Genomic DNA, 22,704 nt, shown 5'->3' with positions numbered 1-22,704 from the left:
TAGTAATCAACCACTAAATTAGTCAACACTTATTTAGATTAATAAAAATTAGAAAAAACTAATTCATTAGCTTATACTCGTTGTCAGCATTTTTAGAAGCTAGAAGAGGTAATCATGACCAAAATCGTTATTATTGGTGGCGTCGCAGGTGGCGCATCTGCCGCAGCCAGAGCTCGTCGTTTAAGTGAAGAGGCTGAAATTATCATGTTCGAACGAGGAGCGTTCGTTTCCTTTGCTAATTGCGGTTTGCCTTATCACATCGGCGGTGATATTCAGGATCGCAGTAAATTACTGCTACAGACACCAGAAAGTTTTCTTGCTCGTTTTAACGTTGATGTGCGAGTGATGAATGAAGTGATAGCAATCAATCGCTCAGAAAAAACGGTTACCGTGAAAAACCTTGTCGATGGTACCGAATATAACGAATCGTATGATTTCTTACTGCTTAGCCCAGGGGCGAGTCCGATTGTTCCTCCTATTGCTGGTCTTGATAATCCACTCACACATTCGCTGCGTAACATTCCCGATATGGATCGCATTATCCAAACGATCCAGATGAACAAGCCCACTCACGCGACTGTCGTCGGTGGTGGTTTTATTGGTTTAGAAATGATGGAAGCTTTTCATCAACTTGGGATTAAAACCACGCTGATTGAAATGGCCGATCAAGTCATGACACCCGTCGATAGAGAAATGGCCGGCTTTGTCCACCATGAAATTCGCAACCAAGGCATCGATTTACGTTTAGGTGTCGCATTGCAATCGGTTGAATTTGTCGCAACCACTTCTATTGCGAATACGGATGCTGGCGAGCAAGATTCTACTCAGCATTTGTGTGGCCAACTGTCATTAACATTAAGTAATGGCGACTCGTTAACCACTGAGCTATTGATTATGGCGATTGGCGTACGGCCTGAAACCACACTAGCGCAACAAGCTGGATTAGAGATTGGTCAACTCGGTGGTATCTGGACTAACGCAGAAATGCAAACCAGTGATCCTTTTATTTATGCCGTTGGCGATGCGGTTGAAGAGCAAGACTTTGTAACAGGTAAACCAACACTCGTGCCACTGGCGGGGCCTGCAAATCGACAAGGTAGAATGGCAGCCGACAATATGTTTGGTCGCCAAGAAACGTATCAAGGAACACAAGGCACCGCTATTTGTAAAGTCTTTGATCTTGCCGTTGCTTCCACGGGTAAAAACGAAAAACAGTTAAAACGTGAAGGGATCGAATACGAAAAAGTCTACGTCCACACCGCCAGCCATGCCAGCTACTATCCGGGGGCAGAAATTGTCTCATTTAAAATGTTATTTGATCCCAATAATGGCAAAATATTCGGCGCGCAAGCGGTTGGCAAAGACGGAATTGATAAACGTATTGATGTGATGGCCGTAGCGCAACGCGCTGGTATGACAGTGGAACAACTTCAGCACCTAGAGTTAACTTACGCGCCACCGTACGGCAGTGCAAAAGATGTGATTAACCAAGCCGCGTTTGTGGCTACCAACCTGATGAAAGGTGATGCAAAAGCGATTCACTTTGATCAACTCGCCACCCTGAGTGACGATCAGATCATTTTAGATGTGCGCAATCCTGAAGAACGCCAAGAGGGTTGTTATCTACAAGGGGATATCAATATTCAGGTTGATCAATTACGTCAACGTATGAACGAACTACCAAAAGATAAAGAGATTGTTATTTACTGCCAAGTCGGGTTACGCGGTAACGTCGCTTATCGTCAACTAGTCAACAACGGCTTTAAAGCTCGTAATTTGATTGGTGGATATCGTACTTATTTTTATTCCAAAGTGTGATAACCACTTTATATATCGAAGAGATAGAGCATCCTGAACAGTCAGCGTAGGATGCTCATCATATAATTATGCTACCACTTGCTTTCGAACAGTCTCTTCTTTCATTTTGGTTGCATCAAAACCGTCATGCAAATGGTAATAACGCTGATAAATCATACCGCTCACTAACATTAAAACGGCAGGTAATCCTATCATGATGAACTCTAGTCCAGCGATCGTACTCTCTGTTTGCTCAACGTTGGGTACATAGCCAATAATGCTCAGACCTATACCAACGATAAAACCGCCTGCTGCACCAGCAAATTTAACCAGCATGGTTTGCACAGAAAAAATAACGCTCTCACTACGACGTCCCGTTCTATATTCACCATAATCTACGACATCAGCCAACATTACGGTTTGAAGAGCGTTGGCAATACCTACACCAAATTTAATAGCAGCCCCTGCGATTCCAATGATAATTACATTGGCCGGAGCAACAAATCCCATAATTAATAAAATAAAGCAGGATAAAATTGGAAAGCCACAGGCAATCATCCACAAATATTTACGAGGTAATAAAGCTGCAATTCTCGGAAATAAAAACACACCAGCTACTTCAGCAATACCGGCAAACATCATATAAACAGGAAATAATTCTGCTTTATTTAATGCATAAGAAAAATAATAGATAGCAAAACCACCAACAAGAAGGTTCGCGATTTGAAATGAAAGAACGGTACCAATCAGTGCTTTAAGTTGATCATTTTTTCCAATAATCGTTAATACGTCTTTAAAGCTAAATTTTGCCATCGTCATAGGAGGGGCTATTTTTTCTTTTACATTACGCGCAATTAAAAAAGCACTCATAATAAATAGTACAGCAATCAGCATCGCAACATTAAAAAATCCTTTACCTTGATCACCCTGCCCTAGCTCGCCAACAATATACAGACCATAAGTTCCGGTCACAAACCAAGCAAGACTTGCAAATAAACGCGGCCATACCACTAATTTTTCTCTCTCCTGACGAGAACTAGATAGCGCTGGAATCATTGACCAGTAAGGAATATCCATGATGGTGTATGTTAATCCCCACAAAATATAAGCGGCGGCAGCATAGATATAAAGCGTTGTACCTTCAAACATATGTGTACTAAATAAGCCAACCAGAACGACCGCATTTAGCAGTGTACCAATGACAATCCATGGGCGGAATTTGCCAAACTTTGAGCGCGTATTATCGACAATGACTCCCATCATAGGGTCAGTGATCGCATCAATAATACGAGCAGCTAAAAAGATGGTACCAACGAAAGCCGCGGGTAAGCCGGCAACGTCAGTGAAGTAGAACATTAAGAAAATATAGATAGGAGCACAGGCAAAATCTTTACCGAGTGCACCAAGGCCGTAAGAAACCTTAGTTTGTAGCGTAATTTTATCAGACATAATCGTTCCTTAGTATCGTACTGCTATGAGTTTCTTGATAAGAACTCATGGCATCAATGTCTTTTATTTATTGTTCGACGCTAATGCTATCTATACACCTGATACCTTACTGTGATCTATCACCAGCTTATGGAAACGTTTACATCGGAGTTTAAAAAATGAGACATGGCACATAAATAATCCCTAGATAACATTAAAAATTATTAAAATCAAAACGTTATAATAATAAAATTATGGTTAACATTACTTTTAAGCAACACGAACAGCCGTTTAACCTTCTGGTTAAACGGCCTAAAAATATCAACAGTGAGGATTTAACGATTACACTTAATCCATACGTTCGAACTTGACCAATATTGCCGTTTCAGGATCCAAAATTGGTATTGTTAGACCAACTTTCTCACACCATAAACCCGAAACTTCACAACCAGACTCAGTCCAGAGAGGCTGATAATTGACAATATCATCGTAATTTGAAGGTTTATCTAGAAGAAAAACTCGATATAAGCCTTGTGGCGCTAATCCCGGAACTCTCAGTTGGCCGCTTAATGAATTAGTTGGCATCGCAAGCTGAGCGATCATCGCAACCGCTTCAGATTGATCATTGGCTACCACAACATGGATTTGATGCGCTTGGTCATCGGTAGGTACTCGCCAAGTTCTACCAGTGTGTAGTAATGGACGTAATATCTTGTGTAATTTAATATAACGCTCAAAACCTTTTTTTTCTGATTTTGTTTCTTTAACAGGGTCTAGTTCTATTCCCATATGGCCAAATAGCGCAGTCAAACCACGAAATTCTATGCTGTGCTGTCTTCGGGTACTATGACAATGGCTCGATCCTATATGACTTCCCATCACTTCTGGTGGGAAAAAGTAACTCATCCCACGTTGAATCGTTTGACGCTCTAACGCGTCATTATTATCTGAAGCCCAGAAACGATGTGTTCGTTTAAGCACCTCAAAATCAATACGCCCTCCTCCAGCAGCACACGATTCAATCTCAACTTGAGGATGTTTGACTCGAACTTTATCGACCAATTCATAGTAACGTAATGTTTGATTGTACGCTGAGGCTTGGCCTAGATGAGCCGGTTGAACAACTTCACGGTTCATGTCCCACTTGATATAGGCAATATTGTAGGTTGATAAAAAATAGTCAAGTCGCTCAAATAAGAAGTTAAAAGCTTCTTCATTCTGTAGATTAATCACATATTGATTGCGTCCGGTGGGTTGCTCATATCCATCAATAGCGAGCAACCACTCTGGATGTGCGCGAAAGAGATCGGAGTTTGTATTGATCATTTCAGGTTCAAACCACAATCCAAACTCCATACCTAATTGATTCACATGTTCGACAATAGGTTGTAAACCATTCGGGTACTTAAAGGGGCATAGAAACCAATCTCCTAGGCCAGCTTTATCGCCATTTCTTCCTTTAAACCATCCATCATCAATAATAAAACGCTCAACGCCCATCTCTGCTGCTTGAGTTGCCATTGACATAATATATTCAGGATTATGTTCAAAATAGATACCTTCCCATGTATTTAAATGAATGGGTCTAGGTTTATCACGAAAGCTTTTCGATAAAATGGCATCCCTGACATGTGAATGGAAATGATGGCTCATTCCATTCAACCCCGAATGACTATAACTTGCATAAAGCCAAGGAGTTGTGAGACTTTCCCCCTCTTTAAGCGCGATTTCTCCCGGGAAATAAATGACTTCAGCTTGCATGTAACGACGACCATCTGCTTTTACATCGACTCTTAACCGATGATTTCCACTCCAAGCAAAATGGAAACCCCATACCTCTCCGTTCATTTCATCAAAATGCGAAGTCCCAGCAACAAGCGCAGGATAATGCTCATGAGAAGTTCGACCGCGTCGGTTCTCTTGTTGATAACCGCCTTGTAACAGGGGCTGACGAACCGTTTGGAACTCATGCACCCAGCGTCCATAATAGGTCATCAACTCATTAACACGAACAGGCAGAGGGAGCGTATTAGCAAAACGATTAACTTGGTAAACCCCTGCCCGAATATTGGTCAACGTACAGCGAGTTTGCAAAACATCATGTTCATCGAGTTTTAACTCCGTTTTTAAATGAACACCAGCAGTGACATCCTCACTTTCAATAACAATGTTATCTTTATTTTTCTCGATTTGAGTTATCGCAAATACGGGGGACCAATGTTGGCCATCACGATGGCCTTCCAAACCCGGGCTACTAAACACTCCGCGGCCAAGCTCAGGAAGCAAAGTCATTGGTACATCATCATCTAAACGCCCATATGGTACAGGACGGGACAAAGTGAGACGCGATCGCTCAACGCCATCCCCCACATCTATCCCCCAATATAAGACTTCAGCATAATCTCCAAGCTCAACAATAAGTTGAGTCTGCTTACCTGTTAGCTGAACCAGTGTTTTTTGCCGCATGTTTTTTACCTTGATGTTGGGTACAGTTTGGTATGATAAATAAATTGACGAAATAAACTGTGAGCTTCGACAAATAATGATAACGTTTCCATTTCATGCGCAAAGATTTGGAAATATTTATTGGAATTAGTTATTTTTATGACGAAAAGAGTCAGAAAACAAGAAGGCACAGTTTAGTGCGTCAAAAACGTAATCCAACCTAATGAAATAACGCACATCCTGTTATTATAGTCTTCTTCATTAGCCCACCTTACTGCTAGCGATTGAGATCAATACTCGTGTTCTCAAGACGTTGAGATCTGTTATAACGTGTCTAAACCTGTTCTTTTTCCTTACCTATGCCAGCACATTTTATTAGGTATTCTTGTCTCTTACTTATTTAACGCCTCATGAAAACATGATGAGAATCACAAAAATAACTCCCTAACAATAGTCAATATTAAAATGCTACCTTTATCATGAAAACGTTTCCAAAATTATTTATACTATTTGCCAGATTAGAAGCTTAGCGAAAAATAAATCCATAGACATAAAGTAAAAAGACAGGTGATAACGCTGGGATTTAACCTCTATACACAAGCTGAAGTTTGGCGAGTCAATCAATTAGCAGCAACCGTAGGTTACGTTAACTAAAACGCTTAAGCTCTCCTTAAAACTTTATTTAAAAACCGATAATTAGGTAAAGAATTCATGACAACATTTGTAGATATTATTCAACGACGTGACTGGGAGAATCCGCAGTCCGTGAACATTCACTGCCTAAAAGCACACAGCCCACTTCACAGTTTTCGTCACATTGACCATGCACGTGATGGTATTCATACTCAACGTCAATCACTCAATGGTCAATGGAAATTCAAGCTTTTCAATAAACCAGAACTAGTCGATGGACAATTCATTGAAACCAGCTTTAATGATGAAAATTGGGCTGAGATCACGGTTCCTTCCAACTGGCAGCTACAAGGTTACGACAAGCCCATCTATGCTAACGTCAAATATCCATTTGAGGTAAAGCCACCATTTGTTCCAGCAGAGAACCCAACGGGCTGCTACCGAACCATCGTTTCACTATCAGCAGACGATCTTACCCATACTCAACGCATCATCTTTGATGGTGTTAACTCTGCATTCCACTTTTGGTGTAATGGGACGTGGGTAGGCTATAGTCAAGATAGTCGTTTGCCCGCTGAATTTGACCTAACACCACACCTTTTTGCAGGCGAAAATACGCTTGCCGTAATGGTGATTCGTTGGTGTGACGGCAGTTACTTAGAAGACCAAGACATGTGGTGGCTCAGTGGTATTTTCCGAGATGTCACCCTACTTTCTAAACCTAAGCACTGCATTGAAGATGTCTTCATTACTCCGGAGCTCGACGCGTGTTATCGCGATGGTTCTCTGTCTATCGTGACTCACATTTCAGCGCCAGACACTTACCAAGTTCAAGTCCAACTTTTTGAGGGTGAGCAGGCAGTAACAGAACCCAAAATTGATCGACCACATAACCGTCGTATTGATGAGCGTGGTACATGGAATGACGTGGTATTCCAGACTCTGCATCTACACAACCCTAAAAAATGGACCGCAGAAACTCCCCATCTATACCGCTTAATCGTCTCATTATTGGATGAAAATGGTCACCACCAAGAAAGTGAAGCATACCAAGTTGGTTTTCGAAAAGTGGAAATCCGTGATGGTCAATTGAAACTCAATGGTAAACCCTTGTTGATCCGTGGCGTTAACCGCCATGAGCATCATCCAGAGCTAGGCCATGTCATGACAGAAGAAGATATGATCCGCGATATCTGTCTAATGAAACAATACAACTTCAACGCAGTTCGTACCGCTCATTATCCCAATCACCCACGTTGGTATGAACTGTGTGATCAATACGGTTTGTATGTATGCGATGAAGCCAATATCGAAACTCACGGTATGCAACCGATGAATCGCCTTTCAAGCGATCCACAATGGGCACACGCCTACATGAGTCGCTATACCCAAATGATCATGCGTGATAAGAATCACCCGTCGATTATTATTTGGTCGTTGGGTAACGAATCTGGTCATGGCAGTAACCACAATGCCATGTACGCTTGGTCAAAAAATTACGACCCTTCTCGTCCGGTACAATACGAAGGAGGTGGAGCTAACACAGAGGCAACGGATATCATTGCTCCTATGTATGCCCGCGTGAATACAACGATAAAAGATGAAGCCGTACCGAAATGGTCAATCAAGAAATGGATTTCGTTGCCCAATGAAACTCGCCCACTAATATTATGTGAATACGCCCATGCCATGGGCAATAGTCTAGGCAGTTTTAACGAGTATTGGGATGCATTTCGAGAATTCCCTCGCCTTCAAGGTGGTTTTGTTTGGGATTGGGTTGATCAAGGTTTAAGCCAGTGGGATGAGAATGGTCAACACTTTTGGGCCTATGGTGGAGATTTCGGTGATGAAATCAACGACCGACAGTTCTGCATCAATGGCTTGATTTTCCCAGATCGCACGGTACACCCTACGTTAGAAGAAGCCAAACATTGTCAACGTATGATTAGCGTTTCACTACAAGGACAAACGAATGGAGTTTGTCAGCTATTAGTGACAAATGAACATTTATTCCGTGCTACCGATAACGAACAATTAAACTGGTCACTATTGGAAAATGGCAAAGCGATTCAATCTGGTTCAATCGCACTGAATATCAAGGCAGATAGCCAAGAAATCATATCAGTTGATTTAAATTTTACCCCCCGATTAGACGCACAATATCACTTAAATACTGATATTATCTTGGTTGAAAAGACACTTTGGGCACCCGCTGGCCACATCTGTGCTTCGGAGCAGTTTGCACTTTATCATGGCAAAGGCCTAATGATGCCGAAGCTGGAAATCCAACCACCACCACTAATGAGCCAAACCAATAACATGATTATGATCACGAGCCTAGATGGTCAGCATCAATGGTGTTGGGATAGCCAAACAGGCTTGATGATTGATTGGAAAGTCAACGGTAAAGCTCAGCTACTAGCTGCGCCACAAGACAACTTCCTCCGAGCACCACTGGATAACGACATCGGTATAAGTGAAGTAGATAATGTGGATCCGAACGCTTGGGTATGTCGTTGGGACAACGCTGGTATTGGCCGATGGAAGCGCGAATGTGTAAGCTGTCATAGTGAAACACTCACACACTCGGTGCAAGTAACCTCAATTTTCGCTTATCAATTTAATGGCATCATTCAAGCGATCACCTCGTGGACACAAACACTAAAAAATAGTGGAGAGATGCAACTAAACGTTGATGTAAAACTGGCCGACGAACTCCCTCCAATACCACGCATTGGTTTGGAGCTCATTTTGCCCTTGAATGAGAAAAATCCTATCATTACATGGCAAGGCTTAGGCCCATTTGAAAACTATCCAGATCGCTTGTCCGCTGCACGTTTTGGCTGTTACGAAAAAACATTACAGCAAATGCACACACCCTATATCTTCCCGACCGATAATGGGCTACGTTGCAACGTTCAAAGGTTAAGCCTTAACCAATTAGAAATTATAGGAAACTTTCAATTTAGTGTTAGTCAATATAATCAAGAACAGTTAACCCAAGCAAAACATACCAATGAACTGATCATAGAAGATAAAATATATGTGAGGATTGATCATCAACACATGGGGGTCGGTGGTGACGACTCATGGAGCCCAAGCGTACATAAAGAGTATCAACTTTGTGCGAAATCCTATCAATATAGCCTTACTTTAAAATCCATACTTAACACCGTTAGTTAACTAAATTTGATTTAGCCCCTTGATTATCTCTAGGGGCTTTTTCTAAAGTCGTTAACTCAATATCTTGAAACAACACAACAATCACATTGATTGGATTTGAATTTTCTAGTGATGAGGTGTTAAATGGCACGGCCGACAATACTAGAGAACCCTATGACGACTATCAAAGATGTTGCAAAAGCTGCAGGTGTATCCATAGCGACCGCTTCTCGAGTCATCAATAACTCACCCCAAACGAGTGAAAAAGCGGTTAAAGCCGTACAACAAGCAATGAAAGCATTGGGCTATCGACCCAATGCAAACGCTAGAGCGCTGGTAAGTAAATCCTCCAATACTATTGGCGTATTGGTTAACGATGTTTCATCACCGTTCTTTGGCAGCATGGTCAAAGCCATCGATACCGTCGCTAGTGAACAAGGAAAACAACTACTGATAGGCAGTGGGTACCATGATGCTGATAAAGAAAGAAACGCCATCAACCTACTGATCAATAGCCAATGCGAATCTTTAGTTGTACATAGCAAAGGGATGAGCGATGAAGAACTTCGACAACTGGCTAATGAAATTCCGGGAATGGTGCTGATTAATCGAAGTATTCCTGGAATAGAATCTCGCTGTGTGGCTTTAGATAACTATAAGGGCTCCTACATCGCAACTGAATATTTAATTAAAAATGGCCATAGGGATATTGGCTATATTTGTTCTAGTCATGATATTGCAGATGCGCATGATCGACTCCGAGGCTATTACGATGCTCTGCGAGATAATCATATTACGATAAAAGAAAGTTATATTGAATTTGAAGAACCAGACGAAAAAGGCGGAGAGTTAGCCATGGTCAACCTTCTCGCCAAAAATATGCCATTATCTGCAATTGCAACCTATAACGACTATATGGCTGCAGGTTGTATGGCATTACTACAAGAAAATGAGATACGAATCCCCCAAGATATCTCTATTGTAGGCTTTGACGATGGTCATATCGCACGTTACATCTACCCTCGCCTAACCACTATTCGTTACCCAATACAAGTCATGGCCGCTGAAGCCGTCAAACTTTCAACTCAGTTGATAAATAAAGAGGTAATACAATCCCATACCCAACGTCTATTCTTACCAATATTGGTTAGACGTTCTACTGTGGCCGTGAACAATCAAAACATCACTTAAGGGGATTAATCGGTAGTCAAAAAAAAACAAACAGCTTGAATCATTAATTGGCATATTATTCAATCAATTAGTCGAAAGATTATTATTGATTCATGGTATTATCATCAATCTAACTTGCTAGGCTAAATCTGCCATTAAAGACGCTGATGAGAACCTCTCTTTAGGCTATTAACGTAGTCCGCTCACCAACCGTTGTGTGAGTGTATTCATCACTTATTAAAATGAAAGGTTATATATTACCCATGGCTACCATTAAAGATGTTGCAAAAGCTGCGGGCGTTTCCGTTGCTACCGTTTCCCGCGTACTCAATAAATCCCCGAAAGCCAGTCAAGCGTCAATCCACGCCGTTACAGAAGCAATGAATGCTCTCGGTTATCGACCCAATGCGGCCGCTCGTGCTCTTGTTAGTCAGAGCACAAAAACAATGGGCGTCTTAGTATCAGATGTCTCTGATCCCTTTTTTGGTACTTTAGTCAAAGCCGTCGATACCATTGCCCGAGCAAATGGTAAACACATATTGATCGGTAATGGATACCATAACCCCAATGATGAGCGCCAAGCCTTAGAGTTACTCATCAACAACCGTTGTGATGCACTCGTGGTGCATGCTAAAGGCTTATCTGATGAGGAGTTGATTGGTTACGCCAAAGAGGTCAAAGGTATGGTTCTGATTAATCGCTATATCCCAGAGCTAGCCGAGCGCTGTATTTCACTCGATAACCGCAAAGGAGCATTCTTAGCAACGGAATATTTACTTCGTCATGGTCATCGAAAAATTGCTTGTATTGCCTCCTCACAAGACATTGAAGATACCGATGAACGTCTACAAGGCTATCAAGCCGCGCTCAGTGACTATGGTATTGAGCTACCTAAAAGCTACATCGAGTACGGCACCCCTAATAGCGATGGCGGCGAGCTCGCTATTACTAACCTATTAGCAAAGTCATTAGAGATCACGGGAGTCGTCGCCTACAACGATTATATGGCAGCAGGCGCATTGGTGACCTTAGAACAAAATGGGATTGAAGTGCCCAATCAGATTTCTATCATTGGCTTTGATGATGGATTAATTGCTCGTTTTGTTCATCCAAGTCTTACTACGATTCGTTATCCTATTGAGATGATGGCTGAACGCGCCGCTCACTTAGCTTTGGCATTATCACGTGATGACGTGATTGAAGAAGAAACAGCCATATTCACCCCAACTCTCGTACGTAGAAACTCTGTCGAACGCTGCTGATCACAATCTAATTACGATAAAAAGCCCGCACTGTTTATTAAGCGGGCTTTAATTGTAAACAATTGTGGGTATCTAGCTCAATGCTTCATGTGGTTTTACAGACTTAACATCTACACCTTCAGCAAATTCACCTCGCTGCAACTTCTCTCGTAAAATTGCGTGTTGATCTTCAGTAAATGTATAACGGGACATAATGAAGATGCGCACTAATGCTCCTAACGCTGGTAGCAATGCAATACAGAAAAATATTCCATTCAGCGTCATTTCTGTTTGTTCTACATTGGGAACATAACCGATCATCGTTAAAATTATCCCAGTTAAACCACCAGCTACAGCAACAGAAAGCTTACCAGTAAAGGTCTGTCCCGAAAAAGTAATCGCGGCGGTCCGTTTACCACTATGGTAGTAAGAATATTCGACCGTATCAGCGATCATTGCTGAGATGAGAGGGTTAGTCATCATAAAGATCCCTGTTATTACCGCTAACCATATCATCACAGCGGTTGGATTGGTGTACCCAGTAAAATAGAATCCAATACGAGCGATGATCTCTAAAACACACAGCGCAATAAAAATGTCACGTTTTTTGAAACGCTTCGTTAATACAGGTGTAGCTAAACATGCAATCGCACTAACCAAAGTAATTGTGCCAATCAAAGAGACTAATCCAGCATCACCCATGTTGTAAGTGAAAAAGAAAATGTACAGTCCGTTAACTAGGTTGAAGAATACATTCATAAAAAACGCAGCCAAAATAAAAAACAGCGGCTTGTTCTTACGAACGGCTTGGAAGGTTTGTTTTAACGTAACTTTTTCGCAGTTTTTCGTCGAGATTCGTTCTTTAGTGTTGTAAAAACCGTTCAACATAAAGAGTAAACCCGCAATCATCAGTACAATTACCGCTGGTAAGTAACCCTGATCTGCACGGCCATCAGAGAAGTACACACTCAGTTTCGGAAATACAACCAAAGTCGCGCCGATACCCGCATTCACCCCTAACATGGCACAGGTTGCCGCTTTTGCTCGCTCTTGCGGTTCATCCGTCATAACAGAAGACATAGACCAAAAGGGCACATCAGAAATGGTGTAAAGCGTACCCCAAAGAATGTAAGTGATACCGGCGTACATCACTTTTGTCGACGTATCAGCATCGATGTTGTAGAACGCCGCGACCGTGACCAAAACAATCAGAATCGGCGTAAACAACATGTAAGGGCGGAATTTACCGAAGCGAGATTCAAGAGTGTCCATGTATCCGGCAATAAGCGGGTCATTGACTGCATCCCAAACTCGAGCAATCAAAAAAATCGTACTTGCTGCAATCGGTGAAATCCCCAAAATATCGGTATAGAAATAGAGAATAAAAGAGCCGACTAGGCCAAAGCTAAAGCACTGGCCTACTCCGTAGCCGAAGTAAGACATCAGCTCCTTATTGGTAAGTTTGTTTTGTAGAGTAGTCATCGTTCACGTCTCAATTAAGTTAATTATAGGTTGGGCGCCGACCCATTTATCAAGGTCGGCTCACAGGCAATTAATCCACTTCTGCGAGCGTTTTAATTAATTGCACTTCGTTTACGTCATATGGCTGTCCTTGCTCATCAAGCAGATCGTGGAACCATTGACTCGCATAATTGGCATCGTTACGTTTGATTTCCGGCCAAGGAAGGTGTGTTTGGGTTTTCCCTTTCACCAATCCCCATTGATAGCAGCCAATATTCTTCTGTTTGAAGATAGGCAGTTGTTCATGCAAGTACGATTGCGCGTGACGAGCAAGCCACTCAGTACACATCATTGGTCGGTTATATCTTTCAACAATCTCAATGGCTTGATGGAATAGATCGAGTGGTAAGTAAGCATGGAAAGTGATGATGTCTGACAATTCCATCGCTTTTCGGTCGGTTGGGTGTTCATAAATTGGTAAGCTTCGGTCAAGAATGCTTGGGGCATGCCAAGCACCAACTGTGAGTGGTTGAGTTGGGTGTTCTTCACGTGCCCACTCAAACGCTTTTTCCATCAAATCATGACTGAAGGTTTCCATCTCTTCATCATAAGCTATCTCTCCTGTGGTGGTGAAAATCATTCGATTGGTTGGCTCATTATAGAGATCCCAAATAACAATCCGAGAGTCATCTTTATAAGTAGCTATGATGTCGCGGATATAGGCTTCGACATCACCCCACATGGATTTATCCATTACCACATTACGGCCAGGGCTAGCCGCAGCTTGGCTGTTGTGCAAATCAGGTATCGGTGCTTTTTGGGCACCAAGATAGGGATGGTCACCAGAGAAACCACAGTCATCCATAGGCGTCATCATTACTTTGATTTGATTGCGTTCGCAGATATCCAGAAATTGCTTAATTCGCGTATGTAAACCGTCGCGATCCGCTTGCCAGACAATAAATGGTAAATTAGTACGTAAAGTGTTGTAGCCCACTTCATGTGCCCATGCTAACTCTTGCTCTATTATCTCGGGTGAAAAAGACTCCTCCTGCCACATCTCATTCCAATTTACTGCGGTACGCGGTAAATAGTTAAAACCACGTAACCAACCATGCTCTTTTTGCCATTGCCACGCTTTTTCTTCTGACCATCTTTTCATCTTGATTTCCTTAAAACTAAACCATCAATTAACTAATAATATTAGCTAATATATTAATCAATAATTTTATGACTAGATGATAAGAGAAGAAACGTGGTGGGAGTCACAGCTTTTCAGGTGCTATAACCTACTTTTGTGATCTTAACCTTTAAAGGATGATCCGAACTTAATCTTTAGCTAATATCTTTAGCTAACGAAATTAAGTGGAAAATCAAAATGGTTAAGAAAATTACCATGGGTGACATAGCAGCAACGGCTGGAGTATCTCAGTCCACTGTATCGCTGGTATTGAATGGCTCAACCTCCGTAAAAATTGCTGAAGCAACCAAACGCAAAGTACTCGAAACCGCAGAGTTGCTGGGTTATAAAAGTAAAAAGGTCGCCCATGCTCTGGGGCGACCAAAAAAAATAGCACTAGTGATCAATGGATTAACTAGCTATGACCCATTTATCGATGCGATCAATACTGCAAGGGAAGAAGCTTGGTCAAATGACTATATTTTAGTGACGTTTAATTACAACCATGATGAGGTGTTGGCCAGTAAGATAGAATCGGAAATCAACAGTGGTGATTATGCAGGCTTAATCTACGCATCAAGTATGACACGAGAGTTGGAGCAGCAAAGGGTTGTAACCTTGCTCCCGACGGTATTGCTAAACTGCACCAACGAGGAAAATACTGAAACACCAAGTATTCTACCCGCCGATATGATTGGAGCTTATAAGGCCGTTTCGCACCTGACAATACAAGGCTATCGTCGCATTGCTATGCTATCTGGTGAAAGCTGGATGTTAGCCAGTAAGCAACGTGCTGATGGTTATCGTCAAGCACTCATTGATGCAGATATTATTCCTAACGCGGATTATCTAGTCGAAGCAAACTGGTCACTAAAAGAAGCCTATCAGCAAACATTAGTACTGATGAACATGAATCCTCGACCAGAAGCGATTTTCTGCAGTAGCGATTATATGGCGATGGGCTGCTATCAAGCGATAGCTGAATTAGGTTTGAAAATTCCACAAGATATCGCCGTAGTCGGTTACGATAATCAACAAATCGCCTCTGAGAGTTTCCCAGCATTGACTTCCGTTGAGCTACCTTACTCTGACATGGGTAAGCTTGCTGTCGAATCACTAATGGCATTGATTGAAAACCAACCCTTACTTACCAATAAACGTAAAGTGGAAGGTGAGCTTATCATTCGGACCTCTTCGACAAAACTAAAGAAAGTGGGCATCTAGCCCACTATGACAACCCCAACATTGGAATATCAGTAATACGACAGTGGCAAATGTTAAAGATAACCTCTGTCTATCTTAAAGTGCTATCGTCCTTTCGCCTTATATCCCCGCTCTCAGATCGGGCGAGGGTTTACGACGAGATGGCTAACATTCAAATTGATAAATAGTCCGATGTTGGTAACGTTCCATCGGCATCAATATCCCTCGGTTACGTCCCCATTGTGGCTTGTTTGGGCCATCTGGAAAGTACTGTGTTTCTAGAGCAAGACCATCATAAGATTCATAGATTTTACTTGCACCAGGAGTGCCAGCTAAGAAATTACCCGAATAAAACTGGACGGCTGGTTTTGTGGTTTTAATCGTCATCACCACCTCTTTCTCTGGTGCAATAAGAATCGCGGCGGTAGATATGCCATCAGTCACTTCTGGTTCGAATACGAAGGCGTGATCATAACCACCAGCCATTTTCTGATCCTGCTCAGCAAGAAAGGTTTGACCAATCGGTTTGAGAGCAGTGAAATCAAAGCTGGTACCTAAAACCGACTTCTGCTCACCAAGAGGAATTAACCCCGCATCCGTAGGCAAATAATACTCCGCATGAAGCTGTAAAACGTGATCTAAACTTTTCGCACGGCTTGCCTCACCAGCCAAATTAAAGTAAGCGTGATTGGTTAAATTTACTGGTGATGCTTTGTCCGTCGTCACGTCATAGGAGATAGACAATTGATTGTCATCAGTGAGCTTGTAAGTCACACTAATATCGAGATTACCAGGATAACCTTGGTCACCATCTGGCGATTGAAGCGAATAAACCACATGTTGAATACTTTGTTCCTCGACTTTCCAACGTCGTTTATCAAAGCCATCCAACCCGCCGTGCAGTGAATGGTCACCATTATTGATACCCGTTTGATACGATTTTCCATCTATCTCGAACTGGCCTTTCGCAATTCGGTTAGCAAAACGACCGACAATAGAACCAAAATAAGCTCCTTGCTTCATATGTTCAGCCATATTTGGCGAACGCAATAATACTTCACGGCTCTCACCATTCACTGGTAGTGTGCAGCTCAACCACGTCGCGCCGATATCCATAAACGATGCGGTCATACCATTCGCGTTAGTAAGATGAATCAAATTTGCGACTTGACCATCAAACGACGGCGTTTTAGCCATAGCTTGTTCTAGGAGTTCAAAATATGCGTTCATCAAATACCCTTACAAGACTTCAACTAAGCCAGCACCATCTTTGGCTTGGCACACATAAATTGACGCGGTTAAGCCTGTCGCTGCTTGATATTTTGCTTCAACCGTTGCTTTTACTGTATCGACCAGCGCTGGCGGAACGAGAGCAACAATACATCCCCCAAAACCACCACCCGTCATACGTACGCCCCCTTGAACACCAATCACGTCTTTGACCATCTCAACTAAGGTATCTATTTCCTGTACGGTGATTTCGAAATCATCTCGCATCGATGCGTGTGATTCCGCCATCAACTCGCCCATCCGCTTCATGTCGTGCGCCCGAAGAGCCTGAGCAGCAGCCACCGTACGATCGTTTTCCGTGATGACATGACGAGCACGTTTTGCGATCATTTCATCCAGTTCAGCGATTTTCTCGTTAAACTGCTCAATCGTCACATCACGCAATGCTGCCACACCAAAGATTCGGGCCGCCTCTTCACATTGCTGACGACGAGTGTTGTATTCGCTATCAACCAAACCGCGTTTTTTATTTGAGTTAATGATCACAACCGCCATATCTTCTGGCATCGATACCGCTTCAGTGTCTAGGCTACGACAATCTAATAGCATGGCATGATTTTCACGTCCTTCAGCCGAAATCATTTGATCCATGATGCCACAATTACAACCGACAAATTCGTTCTCTGCTTGCTGGCCGTTTAACGCAATGTCTGCGTGACTAATTTCGAGGTTGAACAGCACCTTAAACGTTTGACCAATAACTACCTCCAATGCTGCAGATGAACTCAAGCCGGCACCTTGAGGTACGTTGCCACTCACTGAAATATCTGCGCCAGTAAACTGGTATCCGCGAGCCAACAGACACTTCACCACCCCACGAATGTAGTTGGCCCACATTTTGTCTTGTTGGAAGAGAATGTCTCCAGTGATATCAAACTCATCAATCTCGTTACCGTAATCCACTGATACCACGCGCACGAGGTTATCCGTACGCTTTGCTGCCGCCACCATCGTTTGATAATTAATGGCACATGGCAGGACAAAACCATCATTGTAATCGGTATGTTCACCAATTAAATTCACACGACCAGGTGCTTGGACAATATGGCTAGGTGAGTAACCAAACACTTGCGCAAAAGACGCTTTCACATTTTGAATTAGATCAGACATAGTAAATTCTCAAACGGTTTAATTGTCTAATCGCAGCTCGAATCTCAAGCCACGATTATCACATCCCTTAAATAGGTAGAGCTGCAACAATGATCGAAATTATTGTTCTTTATAGTGCACATCACTGACATCGCGTAGACGTTGCGCGGCTTGCTCAGCGGTTAAATCACGCTGGCTTTCTGCTAGCATTTCGTAACCCACCATAAATTTACGAATGGTGGCACTGCGCAACAATGGGGGATAAAACAGCGCATGCAATTGCCAATGTTCGATGTTGGTGCCCGGTTCAAAAAACGGCGCGTAGTGCCAACCCATTGAATAAGGGAAAGAGCATTGGAAAAGATTATCGTAACGACTGGTGAGTTTTTTGATGGCAACAGCAAGATCATCACGTTGTTCACCGCTGAGTTCACTCATACGACGAATATGCGCTTTCGGTAGTAACATCGTTTCGAATGGCCATGCAGCCCAATAAGGCACTATCGCAAGCCAGTGTTCCGTTTCAACGACGGTTCGTGAACCATCTGCTCGTTCAGCCAATGCGTAGTCGACTAACAAGTTAGTACCATGTTCTTGGTAGTACGCCTTGAGATGATGCTCTTTACGCTCGATTTCATTGGGTAAAAAACTGTTCGCCCAAATTTGACCATGTGGGTGCGGCTGAGAGCAGCCCATTGTCTCGCCTTTATTTTCAAACACTTGAACCCATACGTACTCTTTACCCAAGGTTTCGATTTGCTCGTTCCATGTGTCAATTACGTTGCGAATTTTATTAACGGGTAGCTCTGGCAGCGTTTTGCTATGGTCAGGAGAGAAGCAAATCACTCGACTTAAACCACGGACGCCTTGCGTTTTGAACAGTGGATTGTCCGACTCTGGCGCATCTGGAGAATCCACCATCAATGCAGCAAAGTCGTTACTGAATACGTATGTGTCCTTGTAATCTGAATTGATATCGCCCGAGATACGCTCGTTAGTCGGACAAAGAAAACATTTGTCATCATAATTTGGCAACTCATCAAGCGCTGGCTTTTCGTCAGCGCCACTCCAAGGACGTTTTGCGCGATGGGGGGAAACCAAAATCCATTGCCCCGTCAGCGGGTTGTAACGGCGATGAGGATGATCCACAGGATTAAATTTGATATTTGACATCTGACTTACTCAACTTTTAAAGATTCTTCAAATTGAGCTTCCCAACAGCGTGAGAAGCACAGTAAACAGCAATGTGTTCAATTATGCTAAGAATAGCCATTCGGATTTTTAACTTGCCAGTGCCACGTATCCGCCGTCATTTCAGCTACGTTACGCGTCGCTCTCCAGCCCAATTCACGCGCTGCTTTCTCTGTACTCGCCCAGCACTGAGCAATATCACCCGGACGACGTGGGCATGTTTGATAAGGGATTGGTTTGCCGCAAGCCTCACTGAAAGCGTCAACCATCTCAAGTACGCTAGAACCTTTACCCGTACCTAAGTTGTAAATGTGCAACCCCGATTTCTCTCCCACAGACTGAAGTGCCGCAAGATGTCCATCGGCCAAATCCATCACATGAATGTAGTCACGCACACCTGTACCGTCTGGTGTTGGGTAATCGTTACCAAATAGATAGAGTTTTTCTCTTCGACCTACCGCGACTTGTGCAATAAACGGCATCAAATTATTGGGAATACCTTGCGGATCCTCCCCCATCAGGCCCGATGGATGTGCGCCGACCGGATTGAAATAACGCAGCAAGGTAATACTCCAGTCGTTTTCAGCGTGGAACAGATCACTTAGGCACTGCTCCACCATGTATTTGCTACGACCATATGGATTCGTTGTTGATCCTGTTGGAGAATCTTCGGTGATAGGTACAATGTCTGGATCACCATACACTGTCGCCGACGAACTGAAGACGAGACTTTTCACTCCGGCTTTACGCATACTACGCGTCAAGACCAATGAACCATTGACGTTATTATCATAATACTCAAGTGGTTTTGCCACCGATTCACCAACTGCTTTGAGGCCCGCAAAGTGAATCACAGCTTGGATATCATGCTGCGTGAAGACCGAATCTAAAAATGCCTCATCACGTACATCACCATGATAAAAGATAGGTTTCTTTCCTGTTAACGCATCAATTCGGTTTAACACCTCGACTTTTGCATTACATAGGTTATCGATGATAATCGGTTCAAGGCCCGCCTCAATCATCTGAACACAAGTATGGCTGCCAATGTAGCCCATCCCACCAGTAATCAAAACACTCATAAACCCTCTTACTCTTCAACGTTGCCTCAATGACATTCAGTCTATCAGTAGAGAGAGCTATTTTTCTGTGATAAAAACCTCAAAGTGGTAACGTTTACAAAATATAATTCAAATAAAATAAAACAAACATTTAAATCTTCAATTTTAAAGGGGCAAAAACAGTGGTAACGATAACAATAAAAAGCCAAAAACCAAGATAGGGAGGCAAAAAAAGCCCGATATGCAATCGGGCTTTCCAGCAAAACAGCACCACCTTTAGAAACCTAACGGTAATCCAAGTGTGAAGAAACCAATCAGTAATACTGTCCAAGAAACTAAGAAGGCAACAGAATAAGGGATCATCATCGCAATCACATCTCCAAACGATAGCTCCGGTTTGTACTTACGCATAAAGGCTAAAATAACCCCAGCATAACTCATCATCGGCGTAATGATATTGGTTGATGAATCCGCAACACGATAAGCAGCAGCCACTAAATCTGGCGTCATATTCGGGTTTACTTGATAGAGCATTGGCACAAAAATAGGGCCTAATAGCATCCATTTCGAAGTTAGACCACCCACAAAGAGGTTAATCACCGCAGTGGTCAGCAAGAAACCAACAATCAATAAGATCGGGAATTTTTGCAATCCAAGAGATTGTAAGAAGGTCGCACCCAGATAGGTAATATAAGTGCCAAGACCGGAATAGCTAAGTAAAGCCAAGAAGTTATAGCAGAAAAAGGTCAAGACTAAGATATAGCCCATGGTGTTCATCTGCTTAACCATCGCTTGTACAACGTCTTGCACTTTCTTGAATTTACCGCTCGCGACACCGAAAAACACACCAATAATGGTGAAAACTAAGGCAATCAATAAAATGACATTATTCAGGTACGGCGTCACTTCACGGCCAGAGGTATCAGTATAGGTTGCTAATGGGCCAACAATCAGTCCCCACACCATTAATAGCGCAAGAATTAAACCCACTCCTGCAGCGCGTAATCCCTTTTGCTCTTTCTCAGTGACTTTAAAGTCATCTAAATTCAAGTCTTCGGGAAGCTGATAACTCATCTTTTCTAAGCGTGGAGTAACGAAACGTTTCGTCACCCAAGCACCAACAACGGCAAGCAAAATGGTGGAAACAAAAATAAAATAATAATGCATTGTTGCAGGATTAAGCGCCTCTCCCGCCGCATTCACAAACGGCACACCTTGCGCCTCAGCAAAGACTCGGGCATTAACGCCGATGATCACGTCTGAAGGCGTAGCTGGGATCAAGTTGGCACTAAAGCCGGCAGAAACACCCGCAAATGCCGCGCTCATACCGATTAATGGGTTTTTACCTAAACCAGCGTAAAGCATACCAGCTAAAGGAATTAAGAATAAATAACCAGCATCACTGGCGATCGAACTCATGATCCCTAAAAAGACCAGTAGCAAAGGTAACCAACGATCACTGATTTTAGTACCAACTCGTTTGATCACGGTGCTCAATAAACCGGAATGCTCGGCAATGCCGACACCAATCATGACGATCAGAATGACACCCAATACACCGCCACCAAAGGCTAGCCAGTTTTGCAATAACGCATTATCAAACACCCAACGCACGTGCTCGGTTGCCAGCATGTTTTTAATGCTATGCGTGGTACTCGCGCCATCCGCCCCCGTGGTTACAAACTGCACACCGTTCATCACCCCAGTGAGGAGTAAGCAGACAGCAAATAGCACCATAAATATCACAATAGGGTCTGGGATTTTCTGTCCCGCAAGGGCAATAAAACACAGTACACCACGGCCTTGCGTTGATTCCTTATCCGCGATTTCACTCATTGATTTCTCTATCCTTATGTCATCCATTAATCATTGCCATGCTCAAACTACTTAGCGAAACACTCTATATCGACCTCAATCATCACTATATATGAGGAAAAATAGCCATGTTTTACGCTACCATTACAGTAAGTAGAAAGAGAGTAAGCTGAGTTATTGCGATGAGCTGAGTGGCTATCTCAATAGACAAATGGTGGCTATTGTCCATCAGCTCAGCATATATCACCAAGTCAATTGCATTCAGCTTGGTAATGCTGCCGCAGAGTAAATCAAAAGTTAATGGGACATTTCAAGTATTATCGACCAATAAAGGGTAGAAAAGCTTAAAAATTAGCACTGATATCATTATTTGTTGAAGAATCAGATAAAAAGAAAGGAGAAAGAGTCAGTATCGGGCTTAACTTTTGTACCGAATGATCCTCTTCAATAGTGGCTCGATTAACGTTGAATCGTCTAGTTAACGATTTAGAGTGTTCTGAATGGCAGCCACTATCGCTCGTCGATGACCTAATGCGTG

General features: G+C 42.8%; 14 protein-coding genes. 5 read left to right on the top strand and 9 right to left on the bottom strand.

Going from position 1 to position 22,704, the window contains the following annotated elements; genetic code table 11:
• Positions 1 to 114 precede the first annotated feature (114 nt).
• Positions 115 to 1,818, top strand: a complete 1,704-nt coding sequence (locus FKQ60_RS07215; protein WP_170905139.1) for an FAD-dependent oxidoreductase — start codon at positions 115 to 117, stop codon at positions 1,816 to 1,818.
• Positions 1,819 to 1,884: 66 nt separating this feature from the next.
• Here the strand turns inward: FKQ60_RS07215 and melB are convergent, their stop codons facing one another.
• Together melB and FKQ60_RS07205 are read right to left on the bottom strand one after the other, a co-directional pair.
• Positions 1,885 to 3,246, bottom strand: coding sequence for a melibiose:sodium transporter MelB (gene melB, locus FKQ60_RS07210; RefSeq protein WP_170906244.1), 1,362 nt, complete (start codon positions 3,244 to 3,246; stop codon positions 1,885 to 1,887).
• A gap of 327 nt (positions 3,247 to 3,573) precedes the next feature.
• Complete coding sequence (locus FKQ60_RS07205; RefSeq protein WP_170906243.1) at positions 3,574 to 5,691, bottom strand: alpha-galactosidase; 2,118 nt, start codon at positions 5,689 to 5,691, stop codon at positions 3,574 to 3,576.
• Positions 5,692 to 6,381: 690 nt separating this feature from the next.
• On the opposite strand from FKQ60_RS07205, the gene FKQ60_RS07200 reads away from it, so the two are divergent.
• The 3 genes from FKQ60_RS07200 to FKQ60_RS07190 all read left to right on the top strand — a co-directional run bounded on the left by FKQ60_RS07200 (position 6,382) and on the right by FKQ60_RS07190 (position 11,897).
• Positions 6,382 to 9,486 carry a beta-galactosidase gene (locus FKQ60_RS07200; RefSeq protein WP_170906242.1) on the top strand — a complete coding sequence of 1,035 codons (3,105 nt, stop codon included), beginning with the start codon at positions 6,382 to 6,384 and terminating at the stop codon, positions 9,484 to 9,486.
• 153 nt (positions 9,487 to 9,639) lie between these two features.
• A complete protein-coding gene (locus FKQ60_RS07195) occupies positions 9,640 to 10,656 on the top strand; it encodes a substrate-binding domain-containing protein (RefSeq protein WP_161429764.1) in 1,017 nt (338 codons plus the stop codon).
• A 242-nt stretch (positions 10,657 to 10,898) separates the two neighbouring features.
• Positions 10,899 to 11,897, top strand: coding sequence for a substrate-binding domain-containing protein (locus FKQ60_RS07190; RefSeq protein WP_170906241.1), 999 nt, complete (start codon positions 10,899 to 10,901; stop codon positions 11,895 to 11,897).
• Positions 11,898 to 11,969: 72 nt separating this feature from the next.
• On the opposite strand, the gene FKQ60_RS07185 is transcribed toward FKQ60_RS07190, so the two are convergent.
• Both FKQ60_RS07185 and FKQ60_RS07180 read right to left on the bottom strand, forming a co-directional pair.
• Positions 11,970 to 13,319 (bottom strand): MFS transporter, encoded by a 1,350-nt coding sequence (locus tag FKQ60_RS07185; protein WP_170905145.1) that lies wholly within the window; start codon positions 13,317 to 13,319, stop codon positions 11,970 to 11,972.
• Positions 13,320 to 13,428: 109 nt separating this feature from the next.
• A complete protein-coding gene (locus FKQ60_RS07180; RefSeq protein WP_170906240.1) occupies positions 13,429 to 14,499 on the bottom strand; it encodes a cellulase family glycosylhydrolase in 1,071 nt (356 codons plus the stop codon).
• Between the two features lie 216 nt (positions 14,500 to 14,715).
• Between FKQ60_RS07180 and FKQ60_RS07175 the strand changes: the two genes are divergently transcribed.
• Positions 14,716 to 15,741 carry a LacI family DNA-binding transcriptional regulator gene (locus FKQ60_RS07175; protein WP_154171132.1) on the top strand — a complete coding sequence of 342 codons (1,026 nt, stop codon included), beginning with the start codon at positions 14,716 to 14,718 and terminating at the stop codon, positions 15,739 to 15,741.
• 144 nt (positions 15,742 to 15,885) lie between these two features.
• On the opposite strand, the gene galM is transcribed toward FKQ60_RS07175, so the two are convergent.
• The 5 genes from galM to FKQ60_RS07150 form a co-directional block, all read right to left on the bottom strand.
• On the bottom strand, positions 15,886 to 16,950 hold the full coding sequence (gene galM, locus FKQ60_RS07170; protein ID WP_170906239.1) for a galactose-1-epimerase: 1,065 nt from the start codon (positions 16,948 to 16,950) through the stop codon (positions 15,886 to 15,888).
• Between the two features lie 9 nt (positions 16,951 to 16,959).
• On the bottom strand, positions 16,960 to 18,120 hold the full coding sequence (gene galK, locus FKQ60_RS07165; RefSeq protein WP_170906238.1) for a galactokinase: 1,161 nt from the start codon (positions 18,118 to 18,120) through the stop codon (positions 16,960 to 16,962).
• Positions 18,121 to 18,219: 99 nt separating this feature from the next.
• Positions 18,220 to 19,272, bottom strand: coding sequence for a UDP-glucose--hexose-1-phosphate uridylyltransferase (locus tag FKQ60_RS07160; RefSeq protein WP_170906237.1), 1,053 nt, complete (start codon positions 19,270 to 19,272; stop codon positions 18,220 to 18,222).
• Between the two features lie 86 nt (positions 19,273 to 19,358).
• Entirely contained in the window at positions 19,359 to 20,372 is a 1,014-nt protein-coding gene (gene galE / locus FKQ60_RS07155; protein WP_170906236.1) for a UDP-glucose 4-epimerase GalE, read from the bottom strand.
• A 255-nt stretch (positions 20,373 to 20,627) separates the two neighbouring features.
• A complete protein-coding gene (locus FKQ60_RS07150; RefSeq protein ID WP_170906235.1) occupies positions 20,628 to 22,187 on the bottom strand; it encodes an AbgT family transporter in 1,560 nt (519 codons plus the stop codon).
• Positions 22,188 to 22,704: the final 517 nt, after the last annotated feature.

It is taken from the genome of Vibrio sp. A11, from assembly GCF_013048705.1.
Lineage (GTDB): Bacteria > Pseudomonadota > Gammaproteobacteria > Enterobacterales > Vibrionaceae > Vibrio > Vibrio metschnikovii.
This window is presented reverse-complemented; position numbering and strand designations above follow the sequence as displayed.

Excerpts from the sequence above, each read along its gene's own strand:
- FKQ60_RS07180 (WP_170906240.1), bottom strand. The coding sequence starts at position 14,499 with ATGAAAAGATGGTCAGAAGAAAAAGCGTGGCAATGGCAAAAAGAGCAT.
- FKQ60_RS07215 (WP_170905139.1), top strand. The coding sequence starts at position 115 with ATGACCAAAATCGTTATTATTGGTGGCGTCGCAGGTGGCGCATCTGCC.
- FKQ60_RS07190 (WP_170906241.1), top strand. The coding sequence starts at position 10,899 with ATGGCTACCATTAAAGATGTTGCAAAAGCTGCGGGCGTTTCCGTTGCT.
- FKQ60_RS07205 (WP_170906243.1), bottom strand. The coding sequence starts at position 5,691 with ATGCGGCAAAAAACACTGGTTCAGCTAACAGGTAAGCAGACTCAACTT.
- FKQ60_RS07160 (WP_170906237.1), bottom strand. The coding sequence starts at position 19,272 with ATGTCAAATATCAAATTTAATCCTGTGGATCATCCTCATCGCCGTTAC.
- galK (WP_170906238.1), bottom strand. The coding sequence starts at position 18,120 with ATGTCTGATCTAATTCAAAATGTGAAAGCGTCTTTTGCGCAAGTGTTT.
- FKQ60_RS07175 (WP_154171132.1), top strand. The coding sequence starts at position 14,716 with ATGGTTAAGAAAATTACCATGGGTGACATAGCAGCAACGGCTGGAGTA.
- FKQ60_RS07185 (WP_170905145.1), bottom strand. The coding sequence starts at position 13,319 with ATGTCTTACTTCGGCTACGGAGTAGGCCAGTGCTTTAGCTTTGGCCTA.
- FKQ60_RS07150 (WP_170906235.1), bottom strand. The coding sequence starts at position 22,187 with ATGAGTGAAATCGCGGATAAGGAATCAACGCAAGGCCGTGGTGTACTG.
- FKQ60_RS07195 (WP_161429764.1), top strand. The coding sequence starts at position 9,640 with ATGACGACTATCAAAGATGTTGCAAAAGCTGCAGGTGTATCCATAGCG.
- FKQ60_RS07200 (WP_170906242.1), top strand. The coding sequence starts at position 6,382 with ATGACAACATTTGTAGATATTATTCAACGACGTGACTGGGAGAATCCG.
- galE (WP_170906236.1), bottom strand. The coding sequence starts at position 20,372 with ATGAGTGTTTTGATTACTGGTGGGATGGGCTACATTGGCAGCCATACT.
- melB (WP_170906244.1), bottom strand. The coding sequence starts at position 3,246 with ATGTCTGATAAAATTACGCTACAAACTAAGGTTTCTTACGGCCTTGGT.
- galM (WP_170906239.1), bottom strand. The coding sequence starts at position 16,950 with ATGAACGCATATTTTGAACTCCTAGAACAAGCTATGGCTAAAACGCCG.